The sequence below is a fragment of the uncultured Allobosea sp. genome (assembly GCF_945956895.1).
GTDB lineage: Bacteria > Pseudomonadota > Alphaproteobacteria > Rhizobiales > Beijerinckiaceae > Allobosea.
The window spans coordinates 23,310-49,128 of sequence record NZ_CAMFJF010000018.1; the positions used below are offsets into that span (position 1 = coordinate 23,310).

General features: G+C 66.9%; 23 protein-coding genes. 16 read left to right on the top strand and 7 right to left on the bottom strand.

Annotated elements, in window-relative coordinates; all coding sequences use genetic code 11:
- Positions 1–130: 130 nt before the first annotated feature.
- The 9 genes from Q0Q02_RS12525 to surE all read left to right on the top strand — a co-directional run bounded on the left by Q0Q02_RS12525 (position 131) and on the right by surE (position 10,669).
- Positions 131–1,492, top strand: coding sequence for an SAF domain-containing protein (locus Q0Q02_RS12525; RefSeq protein WP_293809849.1), 1,362 nt, complete (start codon positions 131–133; stop codon positions 1,490–1,492).
- Positions 1,489–2,490, top strand: a complete 1,002-nt coding sequence (locus Q0Q02_RS12530) for a thiamine pyrophosphate-dependent dehydrogenase E1 component subunit alpha (protein WP_293809851.1) — start codon at positions 1,489–1,491, stop codon at positions 2,488–2,490. Before Q0Q02_RS12525 ends, Q0Q02_RS12530 begins: the two co-directional genes overlap by 4 nt.
- Positions 2,480–3,502 (top strand): alpha-ketoacid dehydrogenase subunit beta, encoded by a 1,023-nt coding sequence (locus Q0Q02_RS12535; RefSeq protein WP_293809921.1) that lies wholly within the window; start codon positions 2,480–2,482, stop codon positions 3,500–3,502. Before Q0Q02_RS12530 ends, Q0Q02_RS12535 begins: the two co-directional genes overlap by 11 nt.
- Positions 3,502–4,737: a dihydrolipoamide acetyltransferase family protein gene (locus Q0Q02_RS12540; RefSeq protein ID WP_293809852.1), complete on the top strand. Its 1,236-nt coding sequence runs from the start codon at positions 3,502–3,504 to the stop codon at positions 4,735–4,737. The genes Q0Q02_RS12535 and Q0Q02_RS12540 overlap by 1 nt, the downstream gene beginning before the upstream one ends.
- Positions 4,738–4,906: 169 nt before the next feature.
- Entirely contained in the window at positions 4,907–5,875 is a 969-nt protein-coding gene (locus tag Q0Q02_RS12545; RefSeq protein WP_293809923.1) for an ABC transporter substrate-binding protein, read from the top strand.
- Positions 5,876–5,892: 17 nt separating this feature from the next.
- Positions 5,893–7,605 (top strand): iron ABC transporter permease, encoded by a 1,713-nt coding sequence (locus Q0Q02_RS12550; protein WP_293809925.1) that lies wholly within the window; start codon positions 5,893–5,895, stop codon positions 7,603–7,605.
- Positions 7,593–8,684, top strand: a complete 1,092-nt coding sequence (locus Q0Q02_RS12555; RefSeq protein ID WP_293809854.1) for an ABC transporter ATP-binding protein — start codon at positions 7,593–7,595, stop codon at positions 8,682–8,684. Before Q0Q02_RS12550 ends, Q0Q02_RS12555 begins: the two co-directional genes overlap by 13 nt.
- Before the next feature lie 10 nt (positions 8,685–8,694).
- Positions 8,695–9,840: an MBL fold metallo-hydrolase gene (locus Q0Q02_RS12560; protein ID WP_293809856.1), complete on the top strand. Its 1,146-nt coding sequence runs from the start codon at positions 8,695–8,697 to the stop codon at positions 9,838–9,840.
- Between the two features lie 64 nt (positions 9,841–9,904).
- The gene (surE, locus tag Q0Q02_RS12565) at positions 9,905–10,669 is read left to right on the top strand and encodes a 5'/3'-nucleotidase SurE (RefSeq protein ID WP_293809858.1); all 765 of its coding nucleotides are present in this window, start codon (positions 9,905–9,907) and stop codon (positions 10,667–10,669) included.
- 152 nt (positions 10,670–10,821) lie between these two features.
- Here the strand turns inward: surE and Q0Q02_RS12570 are convergent, their stop codons facing one another.
- Positions 10,822–12,642 carry an ABC transporter ATP-binding protein gene (locus Q0Q02_RS12570; protein ID WP_293809860.1) on the bottom strand — a complete coding sequence of 607 codons (1,821 nt, stop codon included), beginning with the start codon at positions 12,640–12,642 and terminating at the stop codon, positions 10,822–10,824.
- 120 nt (positions 12,643–12,762) lie between these two features.
- Between Q0Q02_RS12570 and Q0Q02_RS12575 the strand changes: the two genes are divergently transcribed.
- On the top strand, positions 12,763–13,899 hold the full coding sequence (locus tag Q0Q02_RS12575; RefSeq protein WP_293809862.1) for a DSD1 family PLP-dependent enzyme: 1,137 nt from the start codon (positions 12,763–12,765) through the stop codon (positions 13,897–13,899).
- 225 nt (positions 13,900–14,124) lie between these two features.
- Here Q0Q02_RS12575 and obgE read toward each other — a convergent pair whose 3' ends face one another.
- The 3 genes from obgE to Q0Q02_RS12590 all read right to left on the bottom strand — a co-directional run bounded on the left by obgE (position 14,125) and on the right by Q0Q02_RS12590 (position 16,390).
- Positions 14,125–15,168, bottom strand: a complete 1,044-nt coding sequence (obgE, locus tag Q0Q02_RS12580; protein WP_293809864.1) for a GTPase ObgE — start codon at positions 15,166–15,168, stop codon at positions 14,125–14,127.
- 44 nt (positions 15,169–15,212) lie between these two features.
- Positions 15,213–16,079 carry a LysR family transcriptional regulator gene (locus tag Q0Q02_RS12585; protein WP_293809866.1) on the bottom strand — a complete coding sequence of 289 codons (867 nt, stop codon included), beginning with the start codon at positions 16,077–16,079 and terminating at the stop codon, positions 15,213–15,215.
- A 140-nt stretch (positions 16,080–16,219) separates the two neighbouring features.
- Entirely contained in the window at positions 16,220–16,390 is a 171-nt protein-coding gene (locus Q0Q02_RS12590) for a hypothetical protein (protein ID WP_293809868.1), read from the bottom strand.
- Positions 16,391–16,530: 140 nt separating this feature from the next.
- Between Q0Q02_RS12590 and Q0Q02_RS12595 the strand changes: the two genes are divergently transcribed.
- The 4 genes from Q0Q02_RS12595 (at position 16,531) to Q0Q02_RS12610 (ending at position 18,384) form a co-directional block, all read left to right on the top strand.
- The gene (locus Q0Q02_RS12595; RefSeq protein ID WP_293809870.1) at positions 16,531–16,761 is read left to right on the top strand and encodes a hypothetical protein; all 231 of its coding nucleotides are present in this window, start codon (positions 16,531–16,533) and stop codon (positions 16,759–16,761) included.
- Between the two features lie 87 nt (positions 16,762–16,848).
- Positions 16,849–17,352, top strand: coding sequence for a helix-turn-helix domain-containing protein (locus Q0Q02_RS12600; protein WP_293809872.1), 504 nt, complete (start codon positions 16,849–16,851; stop codon positions 17,350–17,352).
- Positions 17,353–17,410: 58 nt separating this feature from the next.
- On the top strand, positions 17,411–17,701 hold the full coding sequence (locus Q0Q02_RS12605; RefSeq protein ID WP_293809874.1) for a hypothetical protein: 291 nt from the start codon (positions 17,411–17,413) through the stop codon (positions 17,699–17,701).
- Positions 17,698–18,384, top strand: a complete 687-nt coding sequence (locus tag Q0Q02_RS12610; protein ID WP_293809876.1) for a hypothetical protein — start codon at positions 17,698–17,700, stop codon at positions 18,382–18,384. Before Q0Q02_RS12605 ends, Q0Q02_RS12610 begins: the two co-directional genes overlap by 4 nt.
- 4 nt (positions 18,385–18,388) lie before the next feature.
- On the opposite strand, the gene Q0Q02_RS12615 is transcribed toward Q0Q02_RS12610, so the two are convergent.
- From Q0Q02_RS12615 to Q0Q02_RS12625, 3 genes are all read right to left on the bottom strand, one after another.
- Entirely contained in the window at positions 18,389–21,610 is a 3,222-nt protein-coding gene (locus Q0Q02_RS12615; protein WP_293809877.1) for an efflux RND transporter permease subunit, read from the bottom strand.
- Positions 21,611–21,622: 12 nt separating this feature from the next.
- Complete coding sequence (locus Q0Q02_RS12620) at positions 21,623–22,801, bottom strand: efflux RND transporter periplasmic adaptor subunit (RefSeq protein ID WP_293809878.1); 1,179 nt, start codon at positions 22,799–22,801, stop codon at positions 21,623–21,625.
- 65 nt (positions 22,802–22,866) lie between these two features.
- Positions 22,867–23,505 carry a TetR/AcrR family transcriptional regulator gene (locus tag Q0Q02_RS12625; protein ID WP_293809879.1) on the bottom strand — a complete coding sequence of 213 codons (639 nt, stop codon included), beginning with the start codon at positions 23,503–23,505 and terminating at the stop codon, positions 22,867–22,869.
- Positions 23,506–23,741: 236 nt separating this feature from the next.
- Here Q0Q02_RS12625 and Q0Q02_RS12630 point away from each other — a divergent pair, with 236 nt between their 5' ends.
- A complete protein-coding gene (locus Q0Q02_RS12630) occupies positions 23,742–24,545 on the top strand; it encodes a glutamine amidotransferase (RefSeq protein ID WP_293809881.1) in 804 nt (267 codons plus the stop codon).
- On the top strand, positions 24,542–25,783 hold the full coding sequence (locus Q0Q02_RS12635; RefSeq protein ID WP_293809883.1) for an FAD-dependent oxidoreductase: 1,242 nt from the start codon (positions 24,542–24,544) through the stop codon (positions 25,781–25,783). The genes Q0Q02_RS12630 and Q0Q02_RS12635 overlap by 4 nt, the downstream gene beginning before the upstream one ends.
- The last annotated feature ends 36 nt before the right edge of the window (positions 25,784–25,819 follow it).

Sequence of the window (25,819 nt, forward strand, 5' to 3'; positions counted from 1 at the left end):
GGCGCTTGCGCCAGCATCACCGCATCGCGCCGTCCAAGGCAACCCGTTTGAACATCTGTGCGCTTGACAGGACGAATGACATGTTCTTTTGTTCCTATATAAGAACATATGTCCTAGGGAGAGAGTGACGATGGCCGCGATCCAGCCGCAGCCGCCTTTGGGCGCGCCCGTCGCCGGCCTGTCCCTGGCCGAGGCCCTCGAATTGCGCGCCAAGGCCGGCAGGCCGGTCCGCGTCGGCCTGATCGGCGCCGGCCAGATGGGCACCGATATCGTCGTCCAGATCTCGCAGATGACCGGCATCGAGATCGCCGCCGTCGCCGATATCGCGCCGGATCGCGTTTCGGAGGCCGCCGCGCTCGCCGGGCGCAAGGGCGAGGTCGACAATGTCTCTGACGAGGCCGGGCTCGACGCCAGCAGGCGCAAGGGCCGCATTGCCGCCACGACCTCGCTCGACCTGATCTGCCGCTCGTCCCATGTCGACGTCATCATCGACGCCACCGGCAACCCGGAAGCCGGCTCGCGCGTCGCGCTGACCGCCATCGCCGCGCGCAAGCATATCGTGATGATGAATGTCGAGGCCGACATCACCATTGGCTCCTATCTCGCGGTCGAGGCCGCCAAGGCCGGCGTGGTCTACACGCTCGGCGCCGGCGACGAACCCGCCGCCGCGATGGAGCTGATCAATTTCGTCCGCGCCATGGGCTATCCCGTTGTCGCCGCCGGCAAGGGCAAGAACAACCCGTTCCGGATCGACGCCGTGCCGGCCGACTATGTCGAAGAAGCCACGCGCCGGAACATGAACCCGCGCATGCTCGTCGAGTTCGTCGACGGGTCGAAGACGATGGTCGAGATGGTCGCCATCGCCAATGCCTGCGGCTTCGTGCCCGATATCCCCGGCATGCACGGCCCCGCCGCGCCGAAGGACGAGTTGCAGACCTATTTCTGCCCGAAGGAAGAGGGCGGCCTGCTCTCCCGGACGGGCGTCGTCGACTTCTCCGTTGCCAAGGGCGTCGCGCCCGGTGTCTTCGCCATCGCGGAGATGCGCCATCCCCGCGTCCGTGAGCGCATGAGCGACCTGCATCTCGGCCCCGGCCCCTATTATTCCTTCTTCCGGCCCTATCATCTGACCAGTCTGGAAGTACCGCTCTCGGCCGCCGCCGCCGTGATCTTCAACCAGAGCCATATGCGCCCGCTGCCGGTGCCGACCTCCGAGGTCGGCTGCGTCGCCAAGCGCGATCTCGCGGCCGGCGAGACGCTCGATGCCATCGGCGAATACGGCTATCGCGGCTTCGCCCTTTCCCGCGCCGATGCGCAGGCGCGCAAGGCCCTGCCGATCGGCCTCGCCCAGGGCGCGACCATGACGCAGCCCGTCCGCAAGGGCGAACTCATCACGCTGGCCGACGCCACGCCCGACGAGCGGCTGAAGATCGTCGAGGTGCGCCGCGCGCAGGACGCGATGATCGCCGCGCTGACCTCCGGAGCCCAGGCATGAGTGCCGATCAGAAGCCGAACCAGCGGCCGGAACTCGCCGCGCTCGACGATGCGACGGTGGCGCAGGCGCTGACCCGCATGCACCTGATCCGCAAGTTCGAGGAGGCGGCCGAGGCGAGCTACATGCGCGGCCTGATCCACGGCACGATGCATCTCTCGATCGGGCAGGAAGCCAGCGCCGTCGGCACGACGCTGCCGCTCGAAGCCCATGACTACATCCTCTCGACCCATCGCGGCCATGGCCACTGCATCGCGCGCGGCGCCGAGCCGAAGCTGATGTTCGCCGAGTTCTTCGGCAAGGAGACCGGCTATTGCAAGGGCCGCGGCGGCTCGATGCATATCGCCGATGTCGAAGGCGGCAATCTCGGCGCCAACGGCATCGTCGGCGGCGGCCTGCCGATCGCGGTCGGCGTCGGCATGAGCATCAAGGCGCAGAAGAACGGCCGGGTCTGCATGGTCTTCTTCGGCGACGGCGCCTCGAACGAGGGCGCCTTCCACGAGGCGCTGAACATGGCCTCGATCTGGAAGCTGCCGGTCGTCTTCGTCTGCGAGAACAACAAATACGGCATGTCGATGGATATCGGCCGCGCCATGGCGGTGCCGAACGTCGCCGACCGCGCGGCGGCCTACGGCATGCCCGGCCATAGCCTCGACGGCAACGACCTCGCCGGCGTCGCAGCCGTGGCGAAGGTCGCGATCGCGCGGGCCCGCTCCGGGGAAGGCCCCTCGCTGATCGAGTGCAAGACCTATCGCTGGCGCGGCCATTCCAAGAGCGACCGCAATCTCTACCGCTCCAAGGAGGAGATCGAGGAATGGCGCAACCAGGACCCGATCCGGCGGCTCGAGGACGAGCTCAAGGCGCATGACCGCTTCGATGCGGCCGCGCTGATGAAGCTCGAAGAGGACGCCCAGCGCGACATCGACGCCGCCGTCGAATTCGCCCGCGCCTGCCCGGACCCCGATCCGAAAGACCTGACCCGTGACGTCTATGCCCTCTGACACGCTCGAAGCCGTGAGCGAGATCCGCGAGCTGTCCTATGCCGAGGCCGTGCGCGAGGCACTCGGTCAGGCGATGGAAGCCGACGAGCGCGTCTTCCTCTTCGGCGAGGATGTCGGCGTCTATGGCGGCGCCTTTGGCGTCTCCGGCGATCTCGTCCATCGCTTCGGCACGGACCGCGTGATCGACACCCCGATCAGCGAGCTCGGCATCGCCGGTGCGGCAGTCGGTGCCGCGATCACCGGCATGCGTCCGGTGCTGGAAATCCAGTTCTCGGATTTCGTTACGCTCGCGATGGAGCAGCTCGTTAATCAGGCGGCCAAGATCCGCTTCATGTTCGGCGGCAAGGCGAGCGTGCCGATGGTCGTGCGTCTGCCCGGCGGCTCCGGTACGGGTGCCGCCGCCCAGCACAGCCAGAGCCTCGAAGCCTGGTTCGCCCATGTCCCGGGGCTGAAAGTCCTGCAGCCGAGCACACCGCATGACGCCAAGGGCATGCTGCTCGCGGCGATCGACGATCCCAACCCCGTCCTGATCTTCGAGCACAAGCTGCTCTACAAGACCAAGGGCCATGTCCCGGCGGAAGCCTACCGCGTCCCGATCGGCAAGGCCGCGATCCGCCGCGAAGGCACGGATGTCACCATCGTCGGCTCCTCGATCATGGCCCGCAAGGCGGAAGCGGCGGCCGAGCGTCTGGCCGCAGACGGCATCTCGGCCGAGGTGATCGACCTGCGCTCGATCCGCCCGATCGACTTCACCACCATCGCCGAGAGCGTGCGCAGGACGCATCGCCTGCTGGTCGTCTACGAAGGCGTGAAGACCATGGGCATCGGCGCCGAGATTTCGGCGATGATCGCCGAGAGCGAGGTCTTCGACTTCCTGGATGCGCCGATCATCCGGCTCGGCGGCGCCGATGCGCCGATCCCCTACAACCCGGTTCTGGAGAAGGCGGCCGTCCCGCAGGAGGACGACATCGTCACCGCCGCCGCCAATCTCGTCCGCCGCGGGGAAGCCTGATGCCTGTCGAGGTCATCCTTCCCAAGGTCGACATGGACATGGAGACGGGCACGATCGAGGCCTGGCATGTCAAGGAAGGCGACCAGGTCCGCCAGGGCGACACCATCTTCGAGATCGGCACCAACAAGGCCGTGATGGAGGTCGAGGCGCCCGCCACCGGGGCGATCCGGAACATCAAGGCCGAGACCGGCGTGCCGATCTCGGTTGGCACAGCCGTTGCGTGGATCTACCTCGACGGCGAGGCCGCCACCGCGCCGTCGAAGCCGGCAGCCGCTGCGGCTACCGTGGCGGCTGCCACATCCCTTCCCAAAGCCGAGGCGCCGATCGCTCTGGCGATTGCGGTGCCGCCCACGGCAGCGGGCCTGCGCGCGACCCCACTTGCCCGCCGCATCGCCCGCCAGAACGCGCTCGACCTCAAGACCGTGATCGGGACCGGCCCACGCGGGCGCATCGGCGAAGCCGACGTGAAGCGCCATCTGGAGCAGCGGCCGCGCTGCGCCCCGGCGCAGGAGACGCGCCCTGCGCCGGCCGCATCAGCAAATGCGTCCGAAGGCCGGCTGCAGCCCTTCTCGGCGATCCGCCGCATCGTCGCGAGCCGGCTCTCCGAGAGCATGCGTACCGCCCCGCATTTCTATCTGACATCCGAGATCGAAATGAGCGCCGCACGCGATCTGCTCGGCCGCCTCGCCAAGCGTCACGAGCGCATCGGCGCGCCCAAGCCCAGCCTGACCGTGCTGATCGCCCGCGTCGCCGCCCGCATCCTGCGCGACCACCCGGTCATCAACGCCTCGGCCGAGGGCGAGGCGACGCGCTTCCACGAGCGCATCGATATCGGCATCGCCATGGAGCGCGATGGCGACCTCGTGGTGCCCGTGCTGCGCGATGCCGGCGGCATGGACATGCCCGCCATGACACGCGAATTCGCCCGGTTGCGCGATGGGATGGCGAAGCGCACGTTGACCCCGGCCGAGCTTGGCGGCGGCACCTTCACCATCTCCAATCTCGGCATGTACGGCGTCGACTCATTCACCGCGATCATCAACCCGCCACAAGGCGCGATCCTTGCGGTCGGCCGCACCGTCGACAAGCCGGTCGGGCGCGACGGCCAGATCGTGCTCAGGCCGATGGCGAACTTCACGCTGTCCTCGGATCACCGCATCGTCGACGGTGTTGCGGCGGCTCGTTTCATGGCCGATCTGCGCGAGGCTCTTGAAAATCCCGAGCTGCTTCTGTGAAGGAAGGTGCTGCCGGTCGACGCATCGCGGATGGCCGGCACAAGCTGATCTGACATCACGATCTGACACGAAGATCGACCGGCGCATTTGGCGTAAAGGTCGACATCGCGACAACGGAGGAGACGAAACCATGACCCTGACACGACGCCGCTTCGCCGGACGCGGATTGATGATGACCGCAGCGGCCACCCTGCTTGCCGCTGCCCCCGCCTTCGCGCAGGCGCCCTCGGGCAAGCTCGTGCTCTACACCTCGCAGCCCGAGAAGGACGCGGCCCAGACCACGGCCGCCTTCAAGAAGGCCTATCCCAATATCGAGGTCGACATCTTCCGCTCCGGCACGACCGAGGTGATGGGCAAGCTCGCCGCCGAGATTTCGGCCGGCCAGCCCGGCGCCGATGTCCTCCTGATCGCCGACGCCGCGAGCATGGAGATCCTGAAAGGCCAGAAGCAGCTCCTCGCCTATCCCGGCGCCAAGACCGATGGCTTCCAGCCCGGCTCCTTCGACACCGACAAGACCTATTTCGGCTCGAAGCTGATCACCACCGGCATCGCCTACAACACCGGCGCCAAGGAGAAGCCGACCTCCTGGACCGATCTCGACAAGCCCGCCTACAAGGGCCAGATCTCGATGCCGAGCCCGCTCTATTCGGGCGCAGCCGCGATCATGCTCTCGACCATGACGGCGCGTCCCGATCTCGGCTGGAAGCTGTTCGAGGGGCTCAAGGCCAACGAGGCCGTCGCGGTGCGTGGCAATGGCGCCGTCCTGAAGTCCGTCGCAAGCGGCGAGAAGTCCTACGGCGTTCTGGTCGACTTCATGGCCTACAACGCCAAGAAGCAGGGCTCACCGATCGATTTCGTCTTCCCGAAGGAAGGCGCGCCGGCCGTGACCGAACCCGTCGCGATCGTGAAGACCACGAAGAACGAGGCGGCCGCCAAGGCCTTCGTCGACTTCATTCTCTCCGATGACGGCCAGAAGCTCGCGCTCGCCATGGGCTATATCCCGGCGAAGCCCAGCATCGGCTCGCCGTCCTGGTTGCCGGCAGGCACCAAGATCAACGTCATGACCTCCGATATCGCGGCCGTGGTCAAGGCGACCGAGGCCGACAAGGCCCGCTTCGCCACGATGTTCGGCAACTGAGCCAGGGCCGCGTGCGCATGTCCCTCGCCGATCCCGCGACGCTGCGCACGCGCGTCGAGGAGACGGGCCTCCTCTGGGGGCTCGTCGGCCTCGTCGCGCTCTTGTCGCTATTGCCGATCGGGCGCCTGATTGTCGAGGGCCTTGCCCCCGGCGGCCAGCTCTCGGCGACGGCACTCGGCAAGGTCATGGCGAGTCCGGCGACCTGGACGGCGACCTGGAACAGCCTCACCACCGCCATCGCCGGCACGATCCTCGCCACGCTGATCGGCGGCACGGTCGCGCTATTGGCGACACTGACCGACATCCGCGCCCGTAACGCCTTCACCTTCTGCTTCGTCCTGCCGCTGATGATCGCGCCGCAGGTCACCGCCCTCGCCTGGCTCCAGCTCTTCGGCCCGTCCAGCACGCTGCTCAAGCTGATCGGCATGGCGCCGCCGCTCGGCAGCCGCAACCCGCTCTATTCGCGCGAAGGCATCATCCTGCTGCTCGGCCTGCAATATGCCCCGCTGGTCTTCCTGACCCTGCGCGCAGGCCTGCGCGCCCTGCCGAAGGAGCTGATCGAGGCCGGCCTCGCCGCAGGCGCGAGCCCGCTCACCGTTCTGCGCACCGTCGTCCTGCCGCTGATGACGCCGCCGCTCGTCGCCGGCATCGCGCTCTGCTTCGTCTCCAGCCTGGGCAATTTCGGCATTCCCGCCTTCCTCGGCATTCCCGGCAATTTCCTCGTCCTGCCGACGCTGATCTACCAGCGCCTCGCGGGTCTCGGCCCCGGCGTGCTCTCCGAGGTCGCGATCCTCTCCCTGCTGATCGGCCTGATCGCGATGGCCGGCATCCTCCTGCAGGACCTGATGCTGCGCCGGCGCGACTTCCGGATCACCACGACCTCGAGCGCAGCGCGCCCTTTCGAACTCGGCCGCTGGCGTCGCCCGGTCGAGCTCGGGCTGTGGGCCTTCGCGATCCTCGTGCTCGCCATGCCCTTCCTCGGCTTGCTCTCGACCTCGCTGATCCCCGCCTTCGGTGTGCCGCTCAACGCCAGGACCGCAACGCTCGCCAACTACGCCTATGTGTTGTTCGAGCACGCCGCCTCGAAGCGCGCCTTCGTCAATTCCTTCCTGATGTCGGCGGGCGCAGCGACCCTGATCGTCCTGATCTGCGTGCCGCTCGGCTATTTTATCGTCTGGAAGAAGTCGCGCGCCCTGCGCCTGCTCAACCTTGCCGCCGAACTGCCCTATGCGATGCCCGGCGTCGTGCTCGCCATCGCCGCGATCCTGCTCTTCCTCAAGCCGCTGCCGGTGCTGAACGTCTCGCTCTACAACACGATCTGGATCATCGTCTTCGCCTATCTCGCCCGCTTCCTCGTATTGGGCCTGCGCCCCGTCATCAGCGGCTATCTCCAGATCGACCGCACGCTGGAGGAGGCCGCCCAGATCGCGGGCGCCGGCCTGCCGCGACGGCTCGTCACGATCATCTTCCCGCTGGTCGCGCCGGCTGCCGTCGCGGGCGCGCTCCTGGTCTTCCTCACGGCCTTCAACGAGCTCACAGTCTCGGCCCTGCTCTGGTCTTCCGGGGCCGAGACGCTCGGCGTCGTCGTCTTCTCCTTCGAGCAGGGCGGCGATTCCACCTATGCCTCGGCGCTGGCCGCCGTGACCGTCGTCGTCACCGTCGGCCTGATGGCGTCCACCACCCTCTTCGCCCAGAGATTGCCCCAGGGAGTCCTGCCGTGGCGCGACTGACCATCGACCGGGCGCAGAAGCGCTTCGGCTCCTATCTCGCGCTCGACGACGTCTCGATCGCTGTCGAGGACGGCGAATTCCTGGCCGTGCTCGGCCCCTCCGGCTGCGGCAAGACCACGCTGCTGCGCCAGATCGCCGGCTTCGACAAGCTCGACGGCGGCCAGATCCGCATCGGCGACCGGCTGGTCTCCTCGGCGCAGACCCATATCCCGCCGGAGCATCGCAAGCTCGGCATCGTCTTCCAGTCCTATGCGCTCTGGCCGCATATGACCGTGGCGGAGAACGTCGCCTATGGCCTGACCGTCGCCGGCGTGCGCGACCCCGAACGGGGCAAGCGCGTCGCCGCCGCGCTCGACCTCGTCGGACTGAACGGCTTCGCCGAGCGGAGGCCGGGCCTGCTCTCCGGCGGCCAGCGCCAGCGCGTCGCGCTCGCCCGCTGCCTCGTCACCGAGCCCTCTCTCGTGCTGCTCGACGAGCCGCTCGCCAATCTCGACGTCCATCTGCGCGCCTCGATGGAGGAGGAATTCGCTCGCTTCCACGAGCGCACCGGCACGACCATGGTCTACATCACCCATGACCAGGCCGAGGCCATGGCGCTGGCCGACCGCATCGCCGTCATGGATCGCGGCCGCCTGCTCCAGCTCGCCACGCCCTCGCTGCTCTATCGCGAGCCCGCCAACGTGACCGTCGCCGGCTTCATCGGCGAAGGCATGGTGCTGCCGGCGACGGTCCTGTCCGCCCCGCAGGCGGGCCATTGCAAGGTCAGCGTGCTCGGTGTCGAGGCCGTCGTGCGCTGCCGGCCCGATCAAGCCGTCACCGGGCAGGCAAAGCTCTGCCTGCGCGCTCGCGACATCGGCATCGCCGCAACCGGGCAGGACGGCCTCTCCGCCACGGTCGAGCGCCTGTCCTATCAAGGCGGCTTCTTCCGCATGGAGGCTCGCCCCGCCAACAATCAGGACGTCGTCCTGCATCTCGACGCGGCCGAGCCGGCTCCGGCCCAGGCCGGCGAAGCCATCCGCATCGCCATCACCGACGGCTGGATCATCCCGGAGAGCATCTCCCTGGACAAGGCTGCGTGAGACCGGCGGCATGAGACTGAGAATTCACGGCGGGATCGGCGAGAAGGGCCGGACCTGCATCGCCGTCGAGCATGACCGGACACGGCTCCTGCTCGATGTCGGAGTCGACACCAGCGCCTCCGGAGCCGGCTATCATCCGGCGATCACGCGGACCGAACTCGAACGCATCGACGCGATCATCGTCACGCACGCGCATGAAGACCATGTCGCGGCGCTGGGCTGGTGCCTCGCCAACGGCTTCTCCGGCCGCATCCTGATGACCGCTGAATCCGCGGGCGAAACCGACGCGACGCTGGCCGCCTACGCAACGCCGGAGGAACGGAAACTCGCCAGGCAAGCCTCGGTCGAGATCATCACGCACGGCACGGATTTCGCCATCGGCCCGATCGCGATCCGCACCGGCCGCAGCGGCCATGTCGTCGGCGGCATCTGGTGCCATCTGAGCGCAGGCGGCCGCAAGCTCGGCTATTGCGGCGATGTGGTGCCGGATAGCCCGGTCTTCGCCATGGACCCGCTGCCGCCCTGCGACCTGTTGCTGGTCGATGCCTCCTATGGCCCAGACCGCATCCCTGCCGTCGAGCGCGGCACCGCGATCAAGCGCTGGCTCGCGGCCCATCCGCGGGGTGCCGTCCTGCCGACGCCGCTCTCCGGCCGCTCGGTCGAGCTGATCGGGTTGATCGACACGCCGATCGCCATTCACCCCTCGATGCGCGAGGCGCTGGCCCAGCAGATCGCGGCCACCACCTGGCTGAAGCCCGGCGTCGCCGATATCCTCTCGGCCCGCTTCGCCGAGGCGCTGCTCTGGGAGGAGGGACAACCACTCCCCGCCGCAGCCCTGCTCGTCGATGACGGCATGGGGCTCGCCGGCCCTTCCAGGGCCACGCTCGCCCAAGCCCGCCACGAACGTCATCCGGTCCTGCTGACCGGCGGCATCCCCAAGGGCAGCCCGGCCGATCACATGCTGACCGCAGGCGAAGCCGAATGGCTGCGCTTCCCGACTCATCCGACGCTGCCTGAGAATATCGCGATCGCGGCAGCGAGTGGTGCCAGCCGCATCCTCGCCCATTCCTGCGATGCCACGACCGCAGCCTTGCTGGCCAACGACATCCCCGGACTGATTACCGGCCTCAAACCGGGCGACACCATCGAGATCTGAAGCATTTTCAAGCGAAGTGGGTACCGGTTCGCGTGAAGAAATGCGGGAAAGCAGAAGTCTGACCATGCGCATCCTCATCGCCAATGACGACGGCATCGACGCTCCCGGCATCGCCCTTCTGCGCCGCGCGGCTGCCCTTGTCGCCTCCGATATCTGGATCGTCGCGCCCGAGCGGAAATGGACGGCCGCCAGCCACCACCTCTCCTTCGACAAGGAGCTGACGCTCAGCCGGCGCGAGAAACAGGTCTATGCGCTGAACGGCACGCCGGCCGATTGCGTCGTCGCGGCTATGACCGTGTTGTTCCGCGACGGCAGGCAGCCCGACCTCGTGCTCTCCGGCGTCAATGACGGGCGCAATGCCGCCGAGGACGCCGCCTATTCCGGCACGCTCTCGATCGCCCGCGAGGCGAGCTTCTGGAACCTGCCCGCCATCGGCTTCTCGCGCACCAAGGGCGGGACTTCCGAGGAGCACGACGTGGCAGCGCTCGCCGCCCTGATCGAAAATCTCTGGCGGGCACGCACGCGATGGACCCGCGAGGGCACATTCCTGAGCATCAATCTGCCGACGGAATTGCCGGCCGAAGCGGGTCTTGCTGGCATCGGCCGCGACAAGATCGCGGGCGCGGCGGATATCGTGTCGGAAGATAATGAACGCATCGTCTGGCGCATCCGGCGCGGGCGTCCGCATACCAGCCGTCCCGGCGACGAGAACAGCCTGATCGATTCAGGCCGCATCGCCATCGTCCGCCATTGCTGGAGCGATGGTGCGCCGCTGGATGCGGGATTTGCCGGGGAGTTGAATGCAGCGCTGAAGCAGCCGGCCGGATAGAGCGTATTCATTTTGCTCTGAACCACACCGTCATCCTGGGCTCGCCCCGGGATCCATCGGAGGGCTCCGGCGCTTTACGATGGATCCCGGATCTACGCGGCTTCGCCGCTTGTCCGGGATGACGGCTTGGTTCCACGGCCAAGTCGGCATGCTCAGCCTTCCAGAAACTGCATCCGGTGCAAACGGGCATAAGCGCCGTCGCGCGCCAACAATTCGTCGTGACTGCCGGTCTCGACGACCTTGCCCTCGTCCATGACCACGATCAGATCGGCCTCGCGGATGGTCGAGAGCCGGTGCGCGATGACGATGGTCGTGCGCCCCTTCATCAGCGTCGCCAGCGCCTGCTGGACCAGCCTCTCGGACTCGGTGTCGAGCGCACTGGTCGCCTCGTCGAGCAGCAGGATCGGCGCGTTCTTCAGGATGGCGCGCGCAATCGCGATGCGCTGGCGCTCGCCGCCGGAGAGCTTGTGGCCGCGCTCGCCGACCGAGGCATCGTAGCCACCCGGCATCGCCATGATGAAATCATGCGCGGCAGCCGCCTTCGCCGCCGCGACGATCTCCTCCTCCGCGGCGTCAGGCCGGCCGAAGGCAATATTCGCGCGCACGCTGTCGTCGAACAGCACGACATCCTGGCTGACGACGCCGACCTGTCGGCGCAGGCTCGTCAGCGTGACATGGCGCAGGTCCTGCCCGTCGATCTCGATGCGGCCCTCGTTCGGGTCGTAGAGGCGCGGCACGAGCGCGAGCAGCGTCGATTTGCCCGAGCCTGAACGCCCGACCAGCGCCATGGTCTTCCCGCCCTGCGCGACGAGGTCGATGCCTTCCAGCGCGCGCTGGTCCTCGCGATAGCGGAAGCGCAGATGGCGGAAGGCGACCTCGCCGGCCGTGACCGCAAGGGGCTTCGCCTCCGGCCGGTCAAGCACCTTCGGCTTCTCGTCCATCAGCGCGTAGTAGCGTTTCAATGACGCGCCGGCCTCCTGGACGATGGCGTTGAGATTGCCGAGCGAACGCATCGGCTGGGCCGCGAGCAGCAGCGCCGAGACATAGCCGGTGAAATCGCCGACCGTCGAATTGCCGGCGGTGATGCGCACGCCGATGGCGGCGAGCACGCCCGCTACCGCGATGCCGCCGCCGACCTCGAGCAGCGGGTCGAGCCGCCCGCGCGCATTGGCCGCCTTCATCTTCAGCGCCCGGATCGCCTCGAAGGCGTTGGCGGCGCGGCCCTTCAGATAGGGTTCGAGCCGATCGGTCTTGGCGACGCGGGCGCCCTGCAGGCTCTCGGTGACGAGATTGGCCATCAGGCCGGTCTGCTCCTGCTGGGAACTGGCCATCCGCCTGAGCTTGCGGCCGATTTTGCCGATCGGGTGTGCGATCACCGGCGCGATCAGCAGCACCACCAGCGTCATCTGCCAGTCGATCCAGATCAGCGCGCCCACCAAAGCGATGGCGGTGACCACGTCGCGGATGGCGATATTGACGATGCGGGTCAGCGCTTCCTTGACGAAGGTGAAGTCTGTGGTGAAGCGCTGTGTGAGCGAGGCTGGGTTCTCACGCTGAAGCTGGGCGAGGTCCGCATCGATCAGATGGCCGTAGAGCGCCGTCTGCATGTCCGCCTCGATGCGGCTGACGACATTGTTGGTCATCACCGTCTGGGCGAGCAGCGAGAAGCCCTTGATCGCGGTCACGATCACGACGACGGTCGCGACCGCGTTGATGACGCCGATCTCATAGCCGATCGATTTCGAGACCAGCCGCTCCATGCGCCGGACGAAGCCGGTTGATTCGGCCGCCAACGGGTCGGCGAAGGCGTCGAACGCCGCCTTGATCAGCAGCGGATAAAAACTCGTCGTCGCCGCGATGACCACGACGAGGCCGAGAATCATCAGCATCTGCGGGAGATAGGACCTGATCTGCTCGCGCCAGACACGGGCAAAGAGCGCAAGTGTATCGTCGGTGACGCGGCCGATCTTCATGCCGGGGGCCTATCATGGCCGCCCCGCAAGCGCCACTGGCGCATGCCCGGGCTCGAAAGGGGGGCCTTGCTACGGACACGAAGCTGTCTTCCCATGGCCACAACCGACTCAGGAGACTTCATGCCGCTTTCCCCGCCGGCCCAGCCCGGCCAGAGCTTCGCCGAGATTGAAACCCCCGCCCTCGTGCTCGATCTCGACGCGTTCGAGCGCAATCTCGTCGCCATGGCTGCCTTCAGCCAGGCCCATGGCATCCGGCTCCGGCCCCATGCCAAGTCGCATAAGAGCCCGGAGATCGCGCTGCGCCAGATCGCCCATGGCGCGGTCGGGCAATGCTGCCAGAAGGTGGGCGAAGCAGAAGTTCTGGTGGCCGGCGGCGTCGGCGATGTGCTGGTCACCAACGAGATCGTCGGCGCGGCCAAGCTCGATCGTCTCGCCCGCCTTGCCCGTTCGGCGAAGATCGGTCTCTGCGTCGACCATCCCGACGGCGTGCACGAGGCAGCGGAGGCCGCAGCCCGCAACGACGTGACGCTTGATGTCTATGTCGAGATCGATGTCGGCGGCCGGCGCTGCGGCGTAGCGCCCGGAGAGGGCGCCGTCCGATTGGCCGAGGCCATCGCACGCTCGAACACGCTGCGTTTCGCTGGAATCCACGCCTATCACGGCTCCGCCCAGCACATGCGCTCGATCGACGAGCGCCGCGAGGCGATCGAGCGTGCAGGCCTCGCCGCCCGCAACACGGTCGAGCGCCTCGCCCATGCCGGTTTGAAATGTGAAGTCGTCACTGGCGCCGGCACCGGCACCCACGAGCTGGAGACCCAGTCCGGCATCTGGAACGAGATCCAGCCCGGCTCCTACATCTTCATGGACGCCGACTACGCCCGCAACCGCCAGGCGGACGGCACGCCCTTCCGCAGCTTCGAGCACGCGCTCTTCGTCCTCGCCGGCGTGATGAGCAAGCCGGTGCCGGACCGCGCCATCGTCGATGCCGGCCACAAGGCGGCTGCGGTCGATTCCGGCATGCCCGTGCCCTTCCGCCGCGAGGGTGTGATCTACACGAAACCCTCGGACGAGCACGGCGTCCTGACCGGCGACCCGGTTGCGGTGCCGCATCGCGGCGACCGCCTGCTGCTGATCCCCGGCCATTGCGACCCGACGGTCAATCTGCACGACTGGTATGTCTGCGTCCGCGGCCTGCACGGGCCGGACGCCCATGTCGAGGCGCTCTGGCCGGTCGCCGCCCGCGGTGCACTGACCTGAACAGGGCACGCTCGCTGAGCTCTTCCTGAGACTGGCTGGATTTCCGCTGAGGCGACTTTGCCTCAGGCGTTTCGGAAAAGAGCTGGAAAACGCGCGGTCATCCCGGGCGTAGCGAAGCACAGACCCGGGGTCCATTCCGGAACGGTCAGGCGTGAATCCCGGATCGGCGCCGCTGACGCGGCTTGTCCGGGACGACGCAGTGGTTCCGAGCAGAAGCTGGAAGCCTCAGGGCCGCCAGCCGGTCTCCTGGACCGGAGCGTTCTCGCGCTCCTCCTCGCGGCGGGCTTCCTCGACCACCGCGAAAAGCGCGCGCAGCGCCGCATCGACGCCCTCGCCCGAGGCAGACGAGAGAATGATCGGCATGCGCTTGGCCGCCCGCTTCAGGCGCGCGACCTGCTCCTTGAGCACCTCCGGCGTCAGTGCATCGACCTTGGAGAGCGCAACGATCTCAGGCTTCTCGGCCAGCCCCTCGCCATAGGCCTCCAGCTCCTCGCGCACGGTCTTGTAGGCTTTGCCGGCATGCTCGCTGGTGCCCTCGACCAGATGCAGCAGGACGCGGCAGCGCTCGATATGGCCGAGGAAACGGTCGCCGAGGCCGTGGCCTTCATGCGCGCCCTCGATCAGGCCGGGGATATCGGCGAGCACCATCTCGCGCCCGTCGACGCGCACGACGCCGAGGCCGGGATGCAGGGTCGTGAAGGGATAATCCGCGATCTTGGGCTTCGCCGCCGTGACGGTGGCGAGGAAGGTCGACTTGCCGGCATTGGGCAGGCCGACAAGGCCGGCATCGGCGATCAGCTTCAGCCTGAGCCAGACCCAGCGCTCCTCGCCCGGCAGGCCGGGATTGGCATGGCGCGGCGCCTGGTTGGTCGCGGTCTTGAAATAGGCGTTGCCGAAGCCGCCATTGCCGCCCTTGCACAGCACGAAGCGCTGGCCGGGCTCGGTCAGGTCGGCGACCTTGGTCTCGCCGTCCTCGTCGAGGATCTCGGTGCCCGGCGGCACCTTCAGCACGATCGCCGGCGAATTCGCGCCATGGCGGTCCTTGCCCATGCCGTGCTCGCCGGTCTTCGCCTTGAAATGCTGCTGGAAGCGGAAATCGATCAGCGTGTTCAGGCCCTGCACGCATTCGACGACGATATCGCCGCCGCGCCCGCCGTCGCCGCCATTGGGCCCGCCGAACTCGATGAATTTTTCGCGGCGGAAGGAGACGCAGCCGGCGCCACCGTCACCCGCCTTCACATAGATCTTGGCCTGGTCGAGGAATTTCATGCTGTTTCACTAGTGATGAGCGGAGGAAAGGGCAATGGACCGGATCACGCCGCCTGCCGGAAAGCGCTCATCTCCTCGCGGAGCGCATCGGCGAAACGCTGCGCCGCCAGCCCCGGCCGCGGCGCCATGATCAGCCCGACCGTCAATTCGAACAGCGGCGGCAGCCCCTCGGCCGCACCGAGCCGGCGCAGCGAGGGCGGCACGGCGCTTTCGGTGATCGCGGTGACGCAGAAGCCGCCTCCCACCGCCGAGAGTACGCCGGAGGTATGCGAGCAGGAGAAGACCAGCCGATACGCCTTGCCGGCGCTGTTCAGCGCCCCGAGGACGCGCGAGCGCGCCCGGCAGCCCTCGGAGAACAGGGCGAGCGGCAGCGTCTCCTGCAATTCCGGACGATGGCCGCGCGCCGCGACCCAGATCATCGGCTCGCGCCTGAGCACCTCGCCCATCGGCCGGCTCGGGTCCTGCGAGACCACGGCGAGATCGAGATCGCCGGCCTTGAGCGCAGGCTCGATCCGCTTCGAGAGATCGCAATGCACCTCGAGCTCGACCTTGGGATGCTCCACCGCGAAGCGCGCGATCAGAGGCCTGAGATAGGCGTCCATATAGTCGTCGGGCACGCCGATGCGCAGGCGCCCCGTCGGCGTCTCGCCAGCAAGATCGGCCAGCGCCTCGCGCTCGACCGCGAGCAGGCGCCGCGCATGCGCGATCAGGCGCTCGCCCGCATCCGTCGGCGTCACGCCGCGGCGCGAGCGCTCCAGCAGCTTGTGGCCGAGCTGGTTCTCCAGATCCTGGATACGCACCGAGATCGCCGATTGGGTCCGACCGAGCCGGGCGCTCGCCGCGGTGAAGCCGCCGGTTTCCGCAACGGCCACCAGCATGCCGAGCGCGGCGAGGTCGAAATGAGCGGTCATGCCGTGCCTCCTTGGGGCGTGCTCGATCGATTTTAAGAATAGTTAAGTCAGAATAATCCGTTTTTCCGATTGAAGGAAGCGGCCTATATCACCGACCGAACGAAGCCGGGCAGACCGCGCCGTCGCGGCCGAAGCTGGCCTCACCATTTATCAGAAGACCCCATATCTGCTCCTGCCATTCCTCTCCGGCCCGCATCGCCCGCGCTGGCGATGTTCATCGCGCTGCTCACCGGCGCGACCTGCACCGGCTTTTCCGGCATCTTCGTGCGCCTCGCCGATGTCGGCCCCGCCGCAGCCGGTTTCTGGCGCATGCTCTTCGCCGTGCCGGTGCTGGTCGCCTGGACCGCGCTGGAGCAGCGCAAGCTCACGACCGGCAAGATCGGTTCGGCAATCTCTCGGCGGCTGGCTTCTGCTCGGCGACAAGCCCTCGCTGCGCATTCTCGGCGCGCTGATGCTGGCGGTCGCGGGCGCCATCCTGCTGGTTCTCCCGAAGTTCATTGGCGCCGGACAGATCACCGGCAATCTCTTCGGCGACGGCCTCGCCTTCGGTGCCGCCCTGTCCTATGCCGCCTATATCCTGGCGGTGCGCCGCGCCCGCGACCGCTCCGGTGCCGGCTATGTCAGCCTCGTCTCCAGCGTCATCAGATTCCAGACGATCACCTTGGCCATCGCATCCTCCTGATAGGTCCGGTCAAAACCAGTTTTGATTTGCAATCAGTTGCTGGTTAACGAAACCGATCCTATATTGCAATCGGTTTTGGAGACGAGCATGCGCGAGACCGGCCGTTCGGGCTGTCCGATCAATCTGACGCTGGAAATCCTGGGCGATCGCTGGAGCCTGATCGTGCTCCGCGACATCATGTTCGGCAACCGCCGGCATTTTCGCGAATTGCTGGCGAAATCGGACGAGGGCATCGCCTCGAACATCCTCGCCGACCGCCTGAAGCGCCTCGTGGAGAAGGGCCTGCTCTCGCGCCGCGACGACGCCAGCCACAAGCAGAAGGCGATCTACAGCCTGACCGAGATGGGCATCGCGCTCGTCCCGGTCTTCGCCGCAATGGGCGAATGGGGCCGAAACTTCCTGCCGGTGACCGAGGAACTCTCGATCCGCGCCGAACTCTTGAGCGAAGGCGGCCCGGCGCTCTGGGAGCGCTTCATGCAGGAGCTGAGGCATCTCCATCTCGACGCAGCCCGGCCCGAGCAATCCGTGCTCGACGAGCTGACGCAAGCCTATCGGGACGCGCTGGCGCGGCGGGAAGCTGCGGCTGGGTGAGGGCCCGGTTAGCGACTATCCGTCGCCAGCAGTCTATGGAACCTATATCCATCGGCGCTTGAAAGAGCAGATCGATTCAGCAGGGTATCCCAATCTTCGCGCCGAGATTTCTGCATACAAGACAGCCATGGAAACTGGTCTCCAACCAATTCCGTATGGCTATGCCGCAAGGCTCAGAATCGATGCCGTCGAGTATCGTTCCGACGGTACGATGTGCATCTATGACTTCAAAACCGGTAAGGCAGGTCTGTCGGCGCCGCGCTCCTACGATCTCGGCGTGGCAGGCTATCTTTCGAAGCCGGGCTTCAACCGAGCAATCGTGATCGAAGTCAGACCGAGGCGGCAATGACGACGAAAAAGCAGATCCGGGGTCTTTTTCAGGCAATTGTAGAGCGGCATCCCGATCTGACGATCATCAAGGCCGAATACGGCGACAAGATCGTGCTGTGCCCGATCAATCACCTGATACGAGGCTTCTATATCCTCAGGAGCGCCTATGCCGATTACCCCGACCACTTTTGGTCTATCGGCTACACTTTCTACCCTCGTGGCTCTGCCCAAGGGGGAATTTGCGGCACGAATTTCGTCACGCCGAACATCAAGGAAATCTACTGGTCGCATCCGCGTCACCAAGAGGCCGTCATCGAGGTTGTCGAGGCTGAAATCCTGCCAATCCTGCGTTCTGTCGACGCGATCGAAAAACTACTCTCCTTGCACCACCCAATGGAAGAGAGATGGAATGCCTGGCTCAACTCGCCGCTTCACAAACTCCGACTTCATGCTGCTCTCGGAGATTTCCGAACAGCCGCCGAAGCTATTATGGAAATGAAAGCAAAAGGGCCGCATTATTTGCCGGCCTGGAGCGAGGAAAGCTTCAAGGAGTCGATCGAACAGCTCTGGCCTCTGATCGAAGCCGAGGACCGCGCTGGCATCGCCGCCCTCCTCCGCCAGTGGGAAGAGGAGTTCATCATTCGCAACGGCCTCGAAGCGATCTACGAACGCACGCCCTTCCCGCTCGAACTCCAGCCCTGATGCCTCACTCCGCCGCCATGCGCGGCGGAGCGGGCTTCGACATCGCTTCCGCCGTCGCGATCGCGGGTGCCGCGTGCTCCTCGATCGGCTCCCACTGGCTTTCGTCCTCGGCCTTGCCGAAGAAGCGGCCGAAGAGCCAGCCGGTCGCCCGCGAGAGATCGTCCATCACCATGTAGAAGGACGGCACGAAGACCAGCGAGAGCACGGTCGAGACGATCAGGCCGCCGATCACCGCGATCGCCATCGGCGCGCGGAACTCGCCGCCGTCGCCGACGCCATAGGCCGAGGGGAGCATGCCCGCCGCCATCGCGATCGTGGTCATCAGGATCGGCCGCGCGCGCTTGCGGCCGGCCTCGATCAGCGCCGTAAAGCGGTCCTTGCCGCGCCCGACCTCCTCGACCGCGAAATCGACCAGCATGATCGCGTTCTTGGTGACGATGCCCATCAGCATCAGCAGGCCGATATAGACCGGCATCGAGACGGCGTTATTGGTCGCGAGCAGCGCGATCACCACGCCGCCGAAGGAGAGCGGCAGCGAGAGCAGGATCGTGATCGGCTGGAAAACCGAGCCGAACAGCAGGATCAGCACCGCCAGCACCAGCATCAGGCCGGTGGTCATCGCGGTGATGAAGCCCTGCACGACCTCGCCCTGGATCTCGGCATCGCCGGTCGCGGCGATCCAGACGCCCGGAGGCAAGCCGACTTGCCTGACGATCTCCTGGAATGTGTCCTGGGCCGTGCCGAGCTCGAAGCCGCGCTTCAGGTCGGCGCCGATCTGCGCCCGGCGGACGCGGTCATAACGATCGATCGAACTCGGCCCCTCGCCGAAGCCGATATCGGCCACCGCCGTCATCGGGATCGAGACGCCGGTCGCATTGGTCACGCGGAGCGCCGCGATATTGCGCATGTCGGTGCGGGCGGTCTCGTCGAGCTGGACGCGGATCGGCACCAGCCGGTCGCCCGCGTTGAACTTGGCAAGGTTCGGCCCGACATCGCCGATCGTGGCGACGCGCACGGCTTCCGAGATCGCCTCGGGCGTGACGCCGAGATTGGCAGCCTCCTCCAGCTTCGGCGTGACCCGCAGCTCCGGGCGGCTCAGCGAGCCCGCGGTCGCGACATTGAGATAGCCGTCGACCCGGCGCATCCGCGCCTCGATCTTGGCGACGGCAGCATCGAGCGCCTCGCCGTCCTTGGACAGGATCGAGAAGGCCATCTCGCGCTCGCCGCGCTCGTTGACATACCAGGCGCGCACGTCCGGTACGCTCGCGAGCTTCTCGGCGATGGTGACCTTCAGTTCCTTCTGCCTGATGTCGCGCTCGGCCTTGGGCTTGAGCAGGATGAAGACCGCGGCGCGGCGCACCTCGCGCTGACCGGTCGGCGATGCACCGCCGAGCACGAAGACGTCGCGCACCTCGGGAATGGTCTTCAGGACATCGACGAGCTTGTCGGTGGTGACGCGGGTATCTTCCAGCGTCGAGCCGGGCGGCAGTTCCACCGAGGCGACGACGCGCGAGGTATCCTCGTCCGGGATGAAGCCGGTCGGCAGCATCTGCGTCGCCTGGATCGAACCGACCAGGAACATGAAGCCGACGATCAGCGTCGCATAGGCCGTATTGAACGGCATGGTGCGCCAGCGCCCGGTGCCATCGAAGCGCGGGAAGAACGGGATGCGGCGCTTCTTCAGCGTGCCCTTGAGCAGGCCGACATAGCCGCGCATGACGAGCCCGTCCTTGGGATCGGCATGATGGACCGGCTTCATCAGATAGGCCGCCATCATCGGCGTGATCAGGCGCGCCACGAGCAACGAGAATAGCACGGCGACCGCGACCGTCAGGCCGAACTGCCGGAAATACTGGCCGGCGACACCGCCCATGAAGGAGACCGGCGCGAAGATCGCGACGATGGTCAGCGTGATCGCGATGACCGCGAGCCCGATCTCGTCGGCAGCTTCCATTGCCGCGCGATAGGGCGATTTGCCCATCTTCATGTGCCGGACGATGTTCTCGATTTCGACGATGGCGTCGTCGACGAGGATGCCCGTCACCAGCGTGATGCCGAGCAGGCTGACGAGGTTGAGCGAGAAGCCCATCAGCTCCATCGCCCAGAAGGTGGGGATGGCGGAAAGCGGCAACGCGATTGCGGTGATCAACGTCGCCCGCCAGTTGCGCAGGAACAGGAAGACGACGATGACGGCGAGCGCCGCGCCCTCCAGCAGCGTCTCCATCGCCGCCTTGTAGTTGCCGTAGGTATAGGCGACGGCGTCGTCGATCGGCGTGAGCTTGATGTCCGGAAAGCGCTTGTTCAGCTCTCCCACGCGCTGCGACACGACATCCTTGACCGAGAGCTCGCTCGAGCCCTTCGAGCGGAACACCGCGAAGGTCACGACGGGGCTCTTGTTCAGCCGGCCGAAGGCGCGCGGCTCGGAATTGGAATCCTCGACACGGCCGAGTTCCTTCAGGCGCACCTCGCGCCCGCCGGACAGCGTGATCTTGGTCTCGGCCAAGTCCGCGACGGTCCGTGCGCCGGCGAGCGTGCGGATCGCCTGCTCCTGCCCGCCGACCTCGCCGCGCCCGCCGGCGAGATCGACATTGGTGGCGCGGATCTGGCGGTTGACTTCGCCGGCGGTGATGCCGAGCGCGAGCAGCCGGTCGGGATCGAGCGAGATGCGGATCTCGCGGTCGACGCCACCATAGCGCTCGACCCGGCCGACACCCTTCAGGCCCTGCAATTCGCGCGCGACGACATCGTCGACATGCCAGGAGAGCTGTTCCAGCGTCATGCCGGCCGAAGCCGCGCCATAGGTCAGGATCGACTGACCCTCGACATCGATGCGCTGGATGATCGGCTCGTCGATGGTGCGCGGCAGGTCGGCGCGGATCTTGGCGATCGCGTCCTTGACGTCGTTGACGGCCCGGTCGGTGTTCGTCTCCAGCCGGAACTCGATCAGCGTCAGCGACTGGCCGTCGGTCAGCGTCGAGGTGACGTGCTTGACGCCGGTGATATTGGCGACCGTGTCCTCGACGCGCTTGCTGACCTGGCTTTCGAGCTCGGCCGGCGCAGCGCCGGACTGCGTCACGGTGACCGAGACCAGCGGCACGTCGATATTCGGGAAGCGCGTCACCGGCAGCTTCGAGAAGGCAAGCAGCCCGAGCACGCAGAGCACGACGAAGAGCAGGATGGCCGGAACCGGCTTTCGGATCGACCAGGCTGAGAAATTGACGTTCATCGCCGCCGCCCGTCAGTTCGTCGCGACCGGCGTGATCACGTCGCCGTCGCGCACGAATGTGCCGGCGCGCGCCACCACCGTCTCGCCCGCGGAGATGCCGCTCGCGATCTCCGCGCGGCCATCGCCGACCAGCCCGAGCGTCACCGGCTTGGTCGTGACCTTGCCGTCCTTGACCGACTGAACCGTCGCGCCCGAGCGGCTATAGGTGATGGCCGAAAGCGGCAGGGTGACAGTGCGCTTGCGGCCGGTCTCGATGACGCCGCGCGCGAAGGAGCCGATGGCGACTGGCGGATTGCCGTCGAGCGCCACGAGGACGCGGCCGAGCCGCGACGCCTTGTCAACCTCCGGCATGATCAGGCGGATGCTACCGGCCAAGGCCTCCTTGGCGCCGGCTGGCGTGACCGCGACGGCCTGCCCGAGCTTGAGCCGAGGAAGCTCGACCTCCGCGACCTGCGTCTCCAGTTCGACCGCGCCATCGGCGATGATCCGGAACAACGGATCGCTCTGCGGCAACATGCTCGCCATCGCGCCGAGCCGGGCCGTGCGTCGGCTGATGGTGCCGGCGCGCGGCGCCTTGATCTCGGTGCGCGCCAGCTTGACGGCGATGTCCTTGCCTTGCGCCTGTGCCAGGGCGAGATCGGCACTGGCGATCGCCAGCGCCTGCCGGGCCGAATTCGCGCGCGCCTGTCCGGAGCGAGCAGCGGCGGCGCGCTGGTCGAACATCTCGACACTGGCATTGCCACTCTCGCGCAGCGCCTTGGTGCGGTCGAAAGCGTTGTTGGCCTGGACGAGATTGGCGTCGGCCTCGGCGATCTGGGCATTGGCCTGGGCGACCAACGCCTCAGCGCGGGCGATCTGCGCGTCGTTCTGCACCTTCTGGACATCGAGCGTCATGCGGTTCAGCCGGGCGAGAACCTGTCCGCGCGCGACCTTGTCGCCTTCCTGTGCCAGCAATTCGACGATCGAGAGCCCGTCGACCTCCGGCGCGACCAGGATCTCGTCGCGCGCGACGATCGAGCCGGAGACGACCACGCTCTGGACGATCTCGGTGGTCTGCGCCTGCGTCACCGTGACGGAAGGGCCAGCGGCCGCAGCCTGCTGCTTGGCCGTCTCGGCCCGCGCAGGCAGGGGCGCGGCCATCAGGCCGAGGGCGATCATCGCGGTAAGCGGAACGATCGAACGAAGAGGCATCGGAGAGGATCCTGTTGCGGCCATCAGGCCGGACGGCAACGGAAAAAACCTGGCGGAGGCAGAGATCACGGCTGCGTCTCCATTTCGGGCAGGAGCATGGTCTGCGCGAGCTGGCGCATGCCGGCGAAAAGCGTGTCGGCGGCGGCGGTGGTATCGAAATTCGGGTCCATCGCCCGCCGGCAGAAGAAGCCGTCCGCCATCATCGAGACCGCCATCAGGAAGCGGCCCTCGTCGAGCCGCGGCGGCAATTCACCATTGCTCTTGGCTTCGCTGATCGCGGCCGCCAGGCCTTGGATCACGGTGCCCTCGATATCCGCGCACATCCGCGCCATGCCGGGATTGCGCGCGGCTTCCGCCCAGATCTGCAGGGCGATGACAGCCTTTTCGCGCGGCTGCTGCACGAGATGCTTGCGGCCGAGCTCCTCGAGCTGGTCGAGCAACGAACCGTTCTTCGGACAGAGCTTGCCGAAATCCTCGGCGATCAGGCTGCGGTCGCGCTCGGTCATGCCCTCGATGATCGCGTCCTTCGACGAGAAATAGCGATAGAGATTGCCCGGGCTCATGCCGGCTTCAGCCGCGACATCCTGCATTGTCGCGGCATGGAAGCCGGCGCGCGCGAAGACGCGCTCGGCCGCATCGAGGATGCGGATATGACGCTCCGAGAGGGCGGATTCGGACGACGATGCGGGAACCACGGGCGGCATCGAAACTCGATATCATGAGAATGAACGTTCATTCTCATCTCAGATACGGCGACCGACGTCAAGCAAAACGCCTCTCGCAGCTATGGGCGGGGCGAGGATTGCCGGACCATTGCCGCATTCCGGCGCACAAATTGCTTGCTTCGTTCCGTCTGGAACCGCATGCTCGGAAGCGATCTGGCATGGCTTCGCGCGCCGTCTCTCCCAAACGTCCCGCGCGAGCGACCTTGAAGTCCGTGATGAACGACCACGCCTTCCCTTTGCGTCCGGCCCGCCGCACCCGCTCTCCCCTTACCACCCGCAAGCGGAGCACCGTACCCAAGCCGGTGCTGATCGTGCTGCATCAGGAGCATTCGACGCCTGGCCGCGTCGGCCGGCTGCTGCAGGCCCGCGGCCACGCGCTCGACATCCGCAAGCCGCGCTTCGGCGATGCTCTGCCCACGACCATGCGCGAGCATGCCGGCGCCGTGATCTTCGGCGGCCCGATGGGCGCCAACGATCCCGAGGATTTCATCAAGGTCGAGATCGACTGGATCGGGACCTGCCTGAAGGAGGATGCCGCCTTCCTCGGCATCTGCCTGGGCGCGCAGATGCTGGCGAAGCATATGGGCGCGCGCGTCTATACCCATGGCGAGGGCCGTGCCGAAGTCGGTTATTATCCGCTCGCGGTCACCGATGCCGGCCATTCCCATGCCGCCACAGTCGGCTTCAGCTGGCCCGGCACGGTCTATCAATGGCATCGCGACGGCTTCGACTGCCCGAACGGGGCGGAATGCCTTGCGACCGGCGGGGATTTTCCGGTCCAGGCCATCCGCACCGGTTCGAAGGCCTATGGCATCCAGTTTCACCCCGAAGTGACGCCGGCGATGATGTATCGCTGGTCGGTGCGCGGCTATGAGCGCACGTTGATGCCGGGCGCCCAGCTCGGCCACACCCATATCCCTGGCTGGTTCCAGCACGATCCGGCGATCCGGCTCTGGCTGGACGCCTTCCTCGACCATTGGCTGAAGGAGCCGGCTGAAGCCGGAAAGACATACCCTTGACCCGCACAGCTCTCGTTCTCGGCGCCGGCATGGTCGGCGTCTCCTGCGCGCTTGCGCTCCAGAAGCGCGGCATCGCGGTCACGCTGATCGACCGCAAGGAACCGGGCCGCGAAACCTCCTACGGCAATGCCGGCGTGCTCGCGACGTCCTCGCTCCTCCCGCTCAACAACCCCTCGCTCTACGCCAAGATCACAGGCTATCTCGGCAACCGCCATCCCGCGCTCAACCTGAGCTGGCACCGCGCCTTCAGCCGGCCAGGTTGGCTGCTGCGCTTCCTTTGGGAGGCCCGGCCCTCGCAGGCCAAGGCCCGCATCACCGCCTTGCAGGCGCTGACGGCGAGCACGGTCGAGCGCCACCGCGCCCTGATGGCCGAGGCCGGCGTCTCGCACCGCCTGCGCGAGACCGGCACGCTCAAGCTCTGGCGCAGCGAGGCCGGCCATGACGCCGCCCGCGCCGAGCATGATTTCCTGAAGAGCCACGGCATCGAGTCCCAAATTCTCGACCGACAAGGTATTTCCGGCATCGAGCCCAGCCTGAACCCGATCTTTCCGGCCGGGCTCCTGATCCCCTGCGTCGGCTCGGTCGATTCCCCCGGCGCCGTCACCGAAGCTTATGCCGCGCTCTTCGCTCAACGCGGCGGCAGGATCGAGCAGGAAGCGATCACCGGGCTTGCCCGCAACGGCAATGGCTGGCGCGCGAGCACCGCGTCGGGCAGCTTCGAGGCCGATCTCGCGGTCGTCGCGCTCGGCCCCTGGAGCGGCGACCTGCTAAAGCCGCTCGGAATCGATCCCAAGCTCGATGTCGAGCGCGGCTACCACCGCCATCTCAAGCCGGAATCCGGCACCGGCCTGTCGCGGCCGATCTACGATGTCGACGGCGCCTATTACATGGCGCCGATGGAGCAGGGTTTTCGCGTCACCAGCGGCGTCGACCTGTCCTTCCGCGACGCCCCCGACGAACACCGTCAGATCGACGGCGCCACCGCTGCGGCCCGCGAAGCCTTCCCGCTCGGCGAGGCCGTCGGCGAAACCTGGCGCGGCGCCCGGCCGACCTTGCCGGATTCCTTGCCGATGATCGGCGAGGCGCCCCGCAATCCCGGCCTCTGGCTCGCCTTCGGCAACCAGCATATCGGCTTCTCGACCGGCCCGATCACCGGCGAGATGATCGCCGCGATGGTCTGCGGCGAGAAGCCGCCGATCGACCCGACGCCCTTCAGGCCGGGGCGCTATATCCGCTGATGGAGCGTGTCTTCCCGCACGCGCTGCGGCACGAAG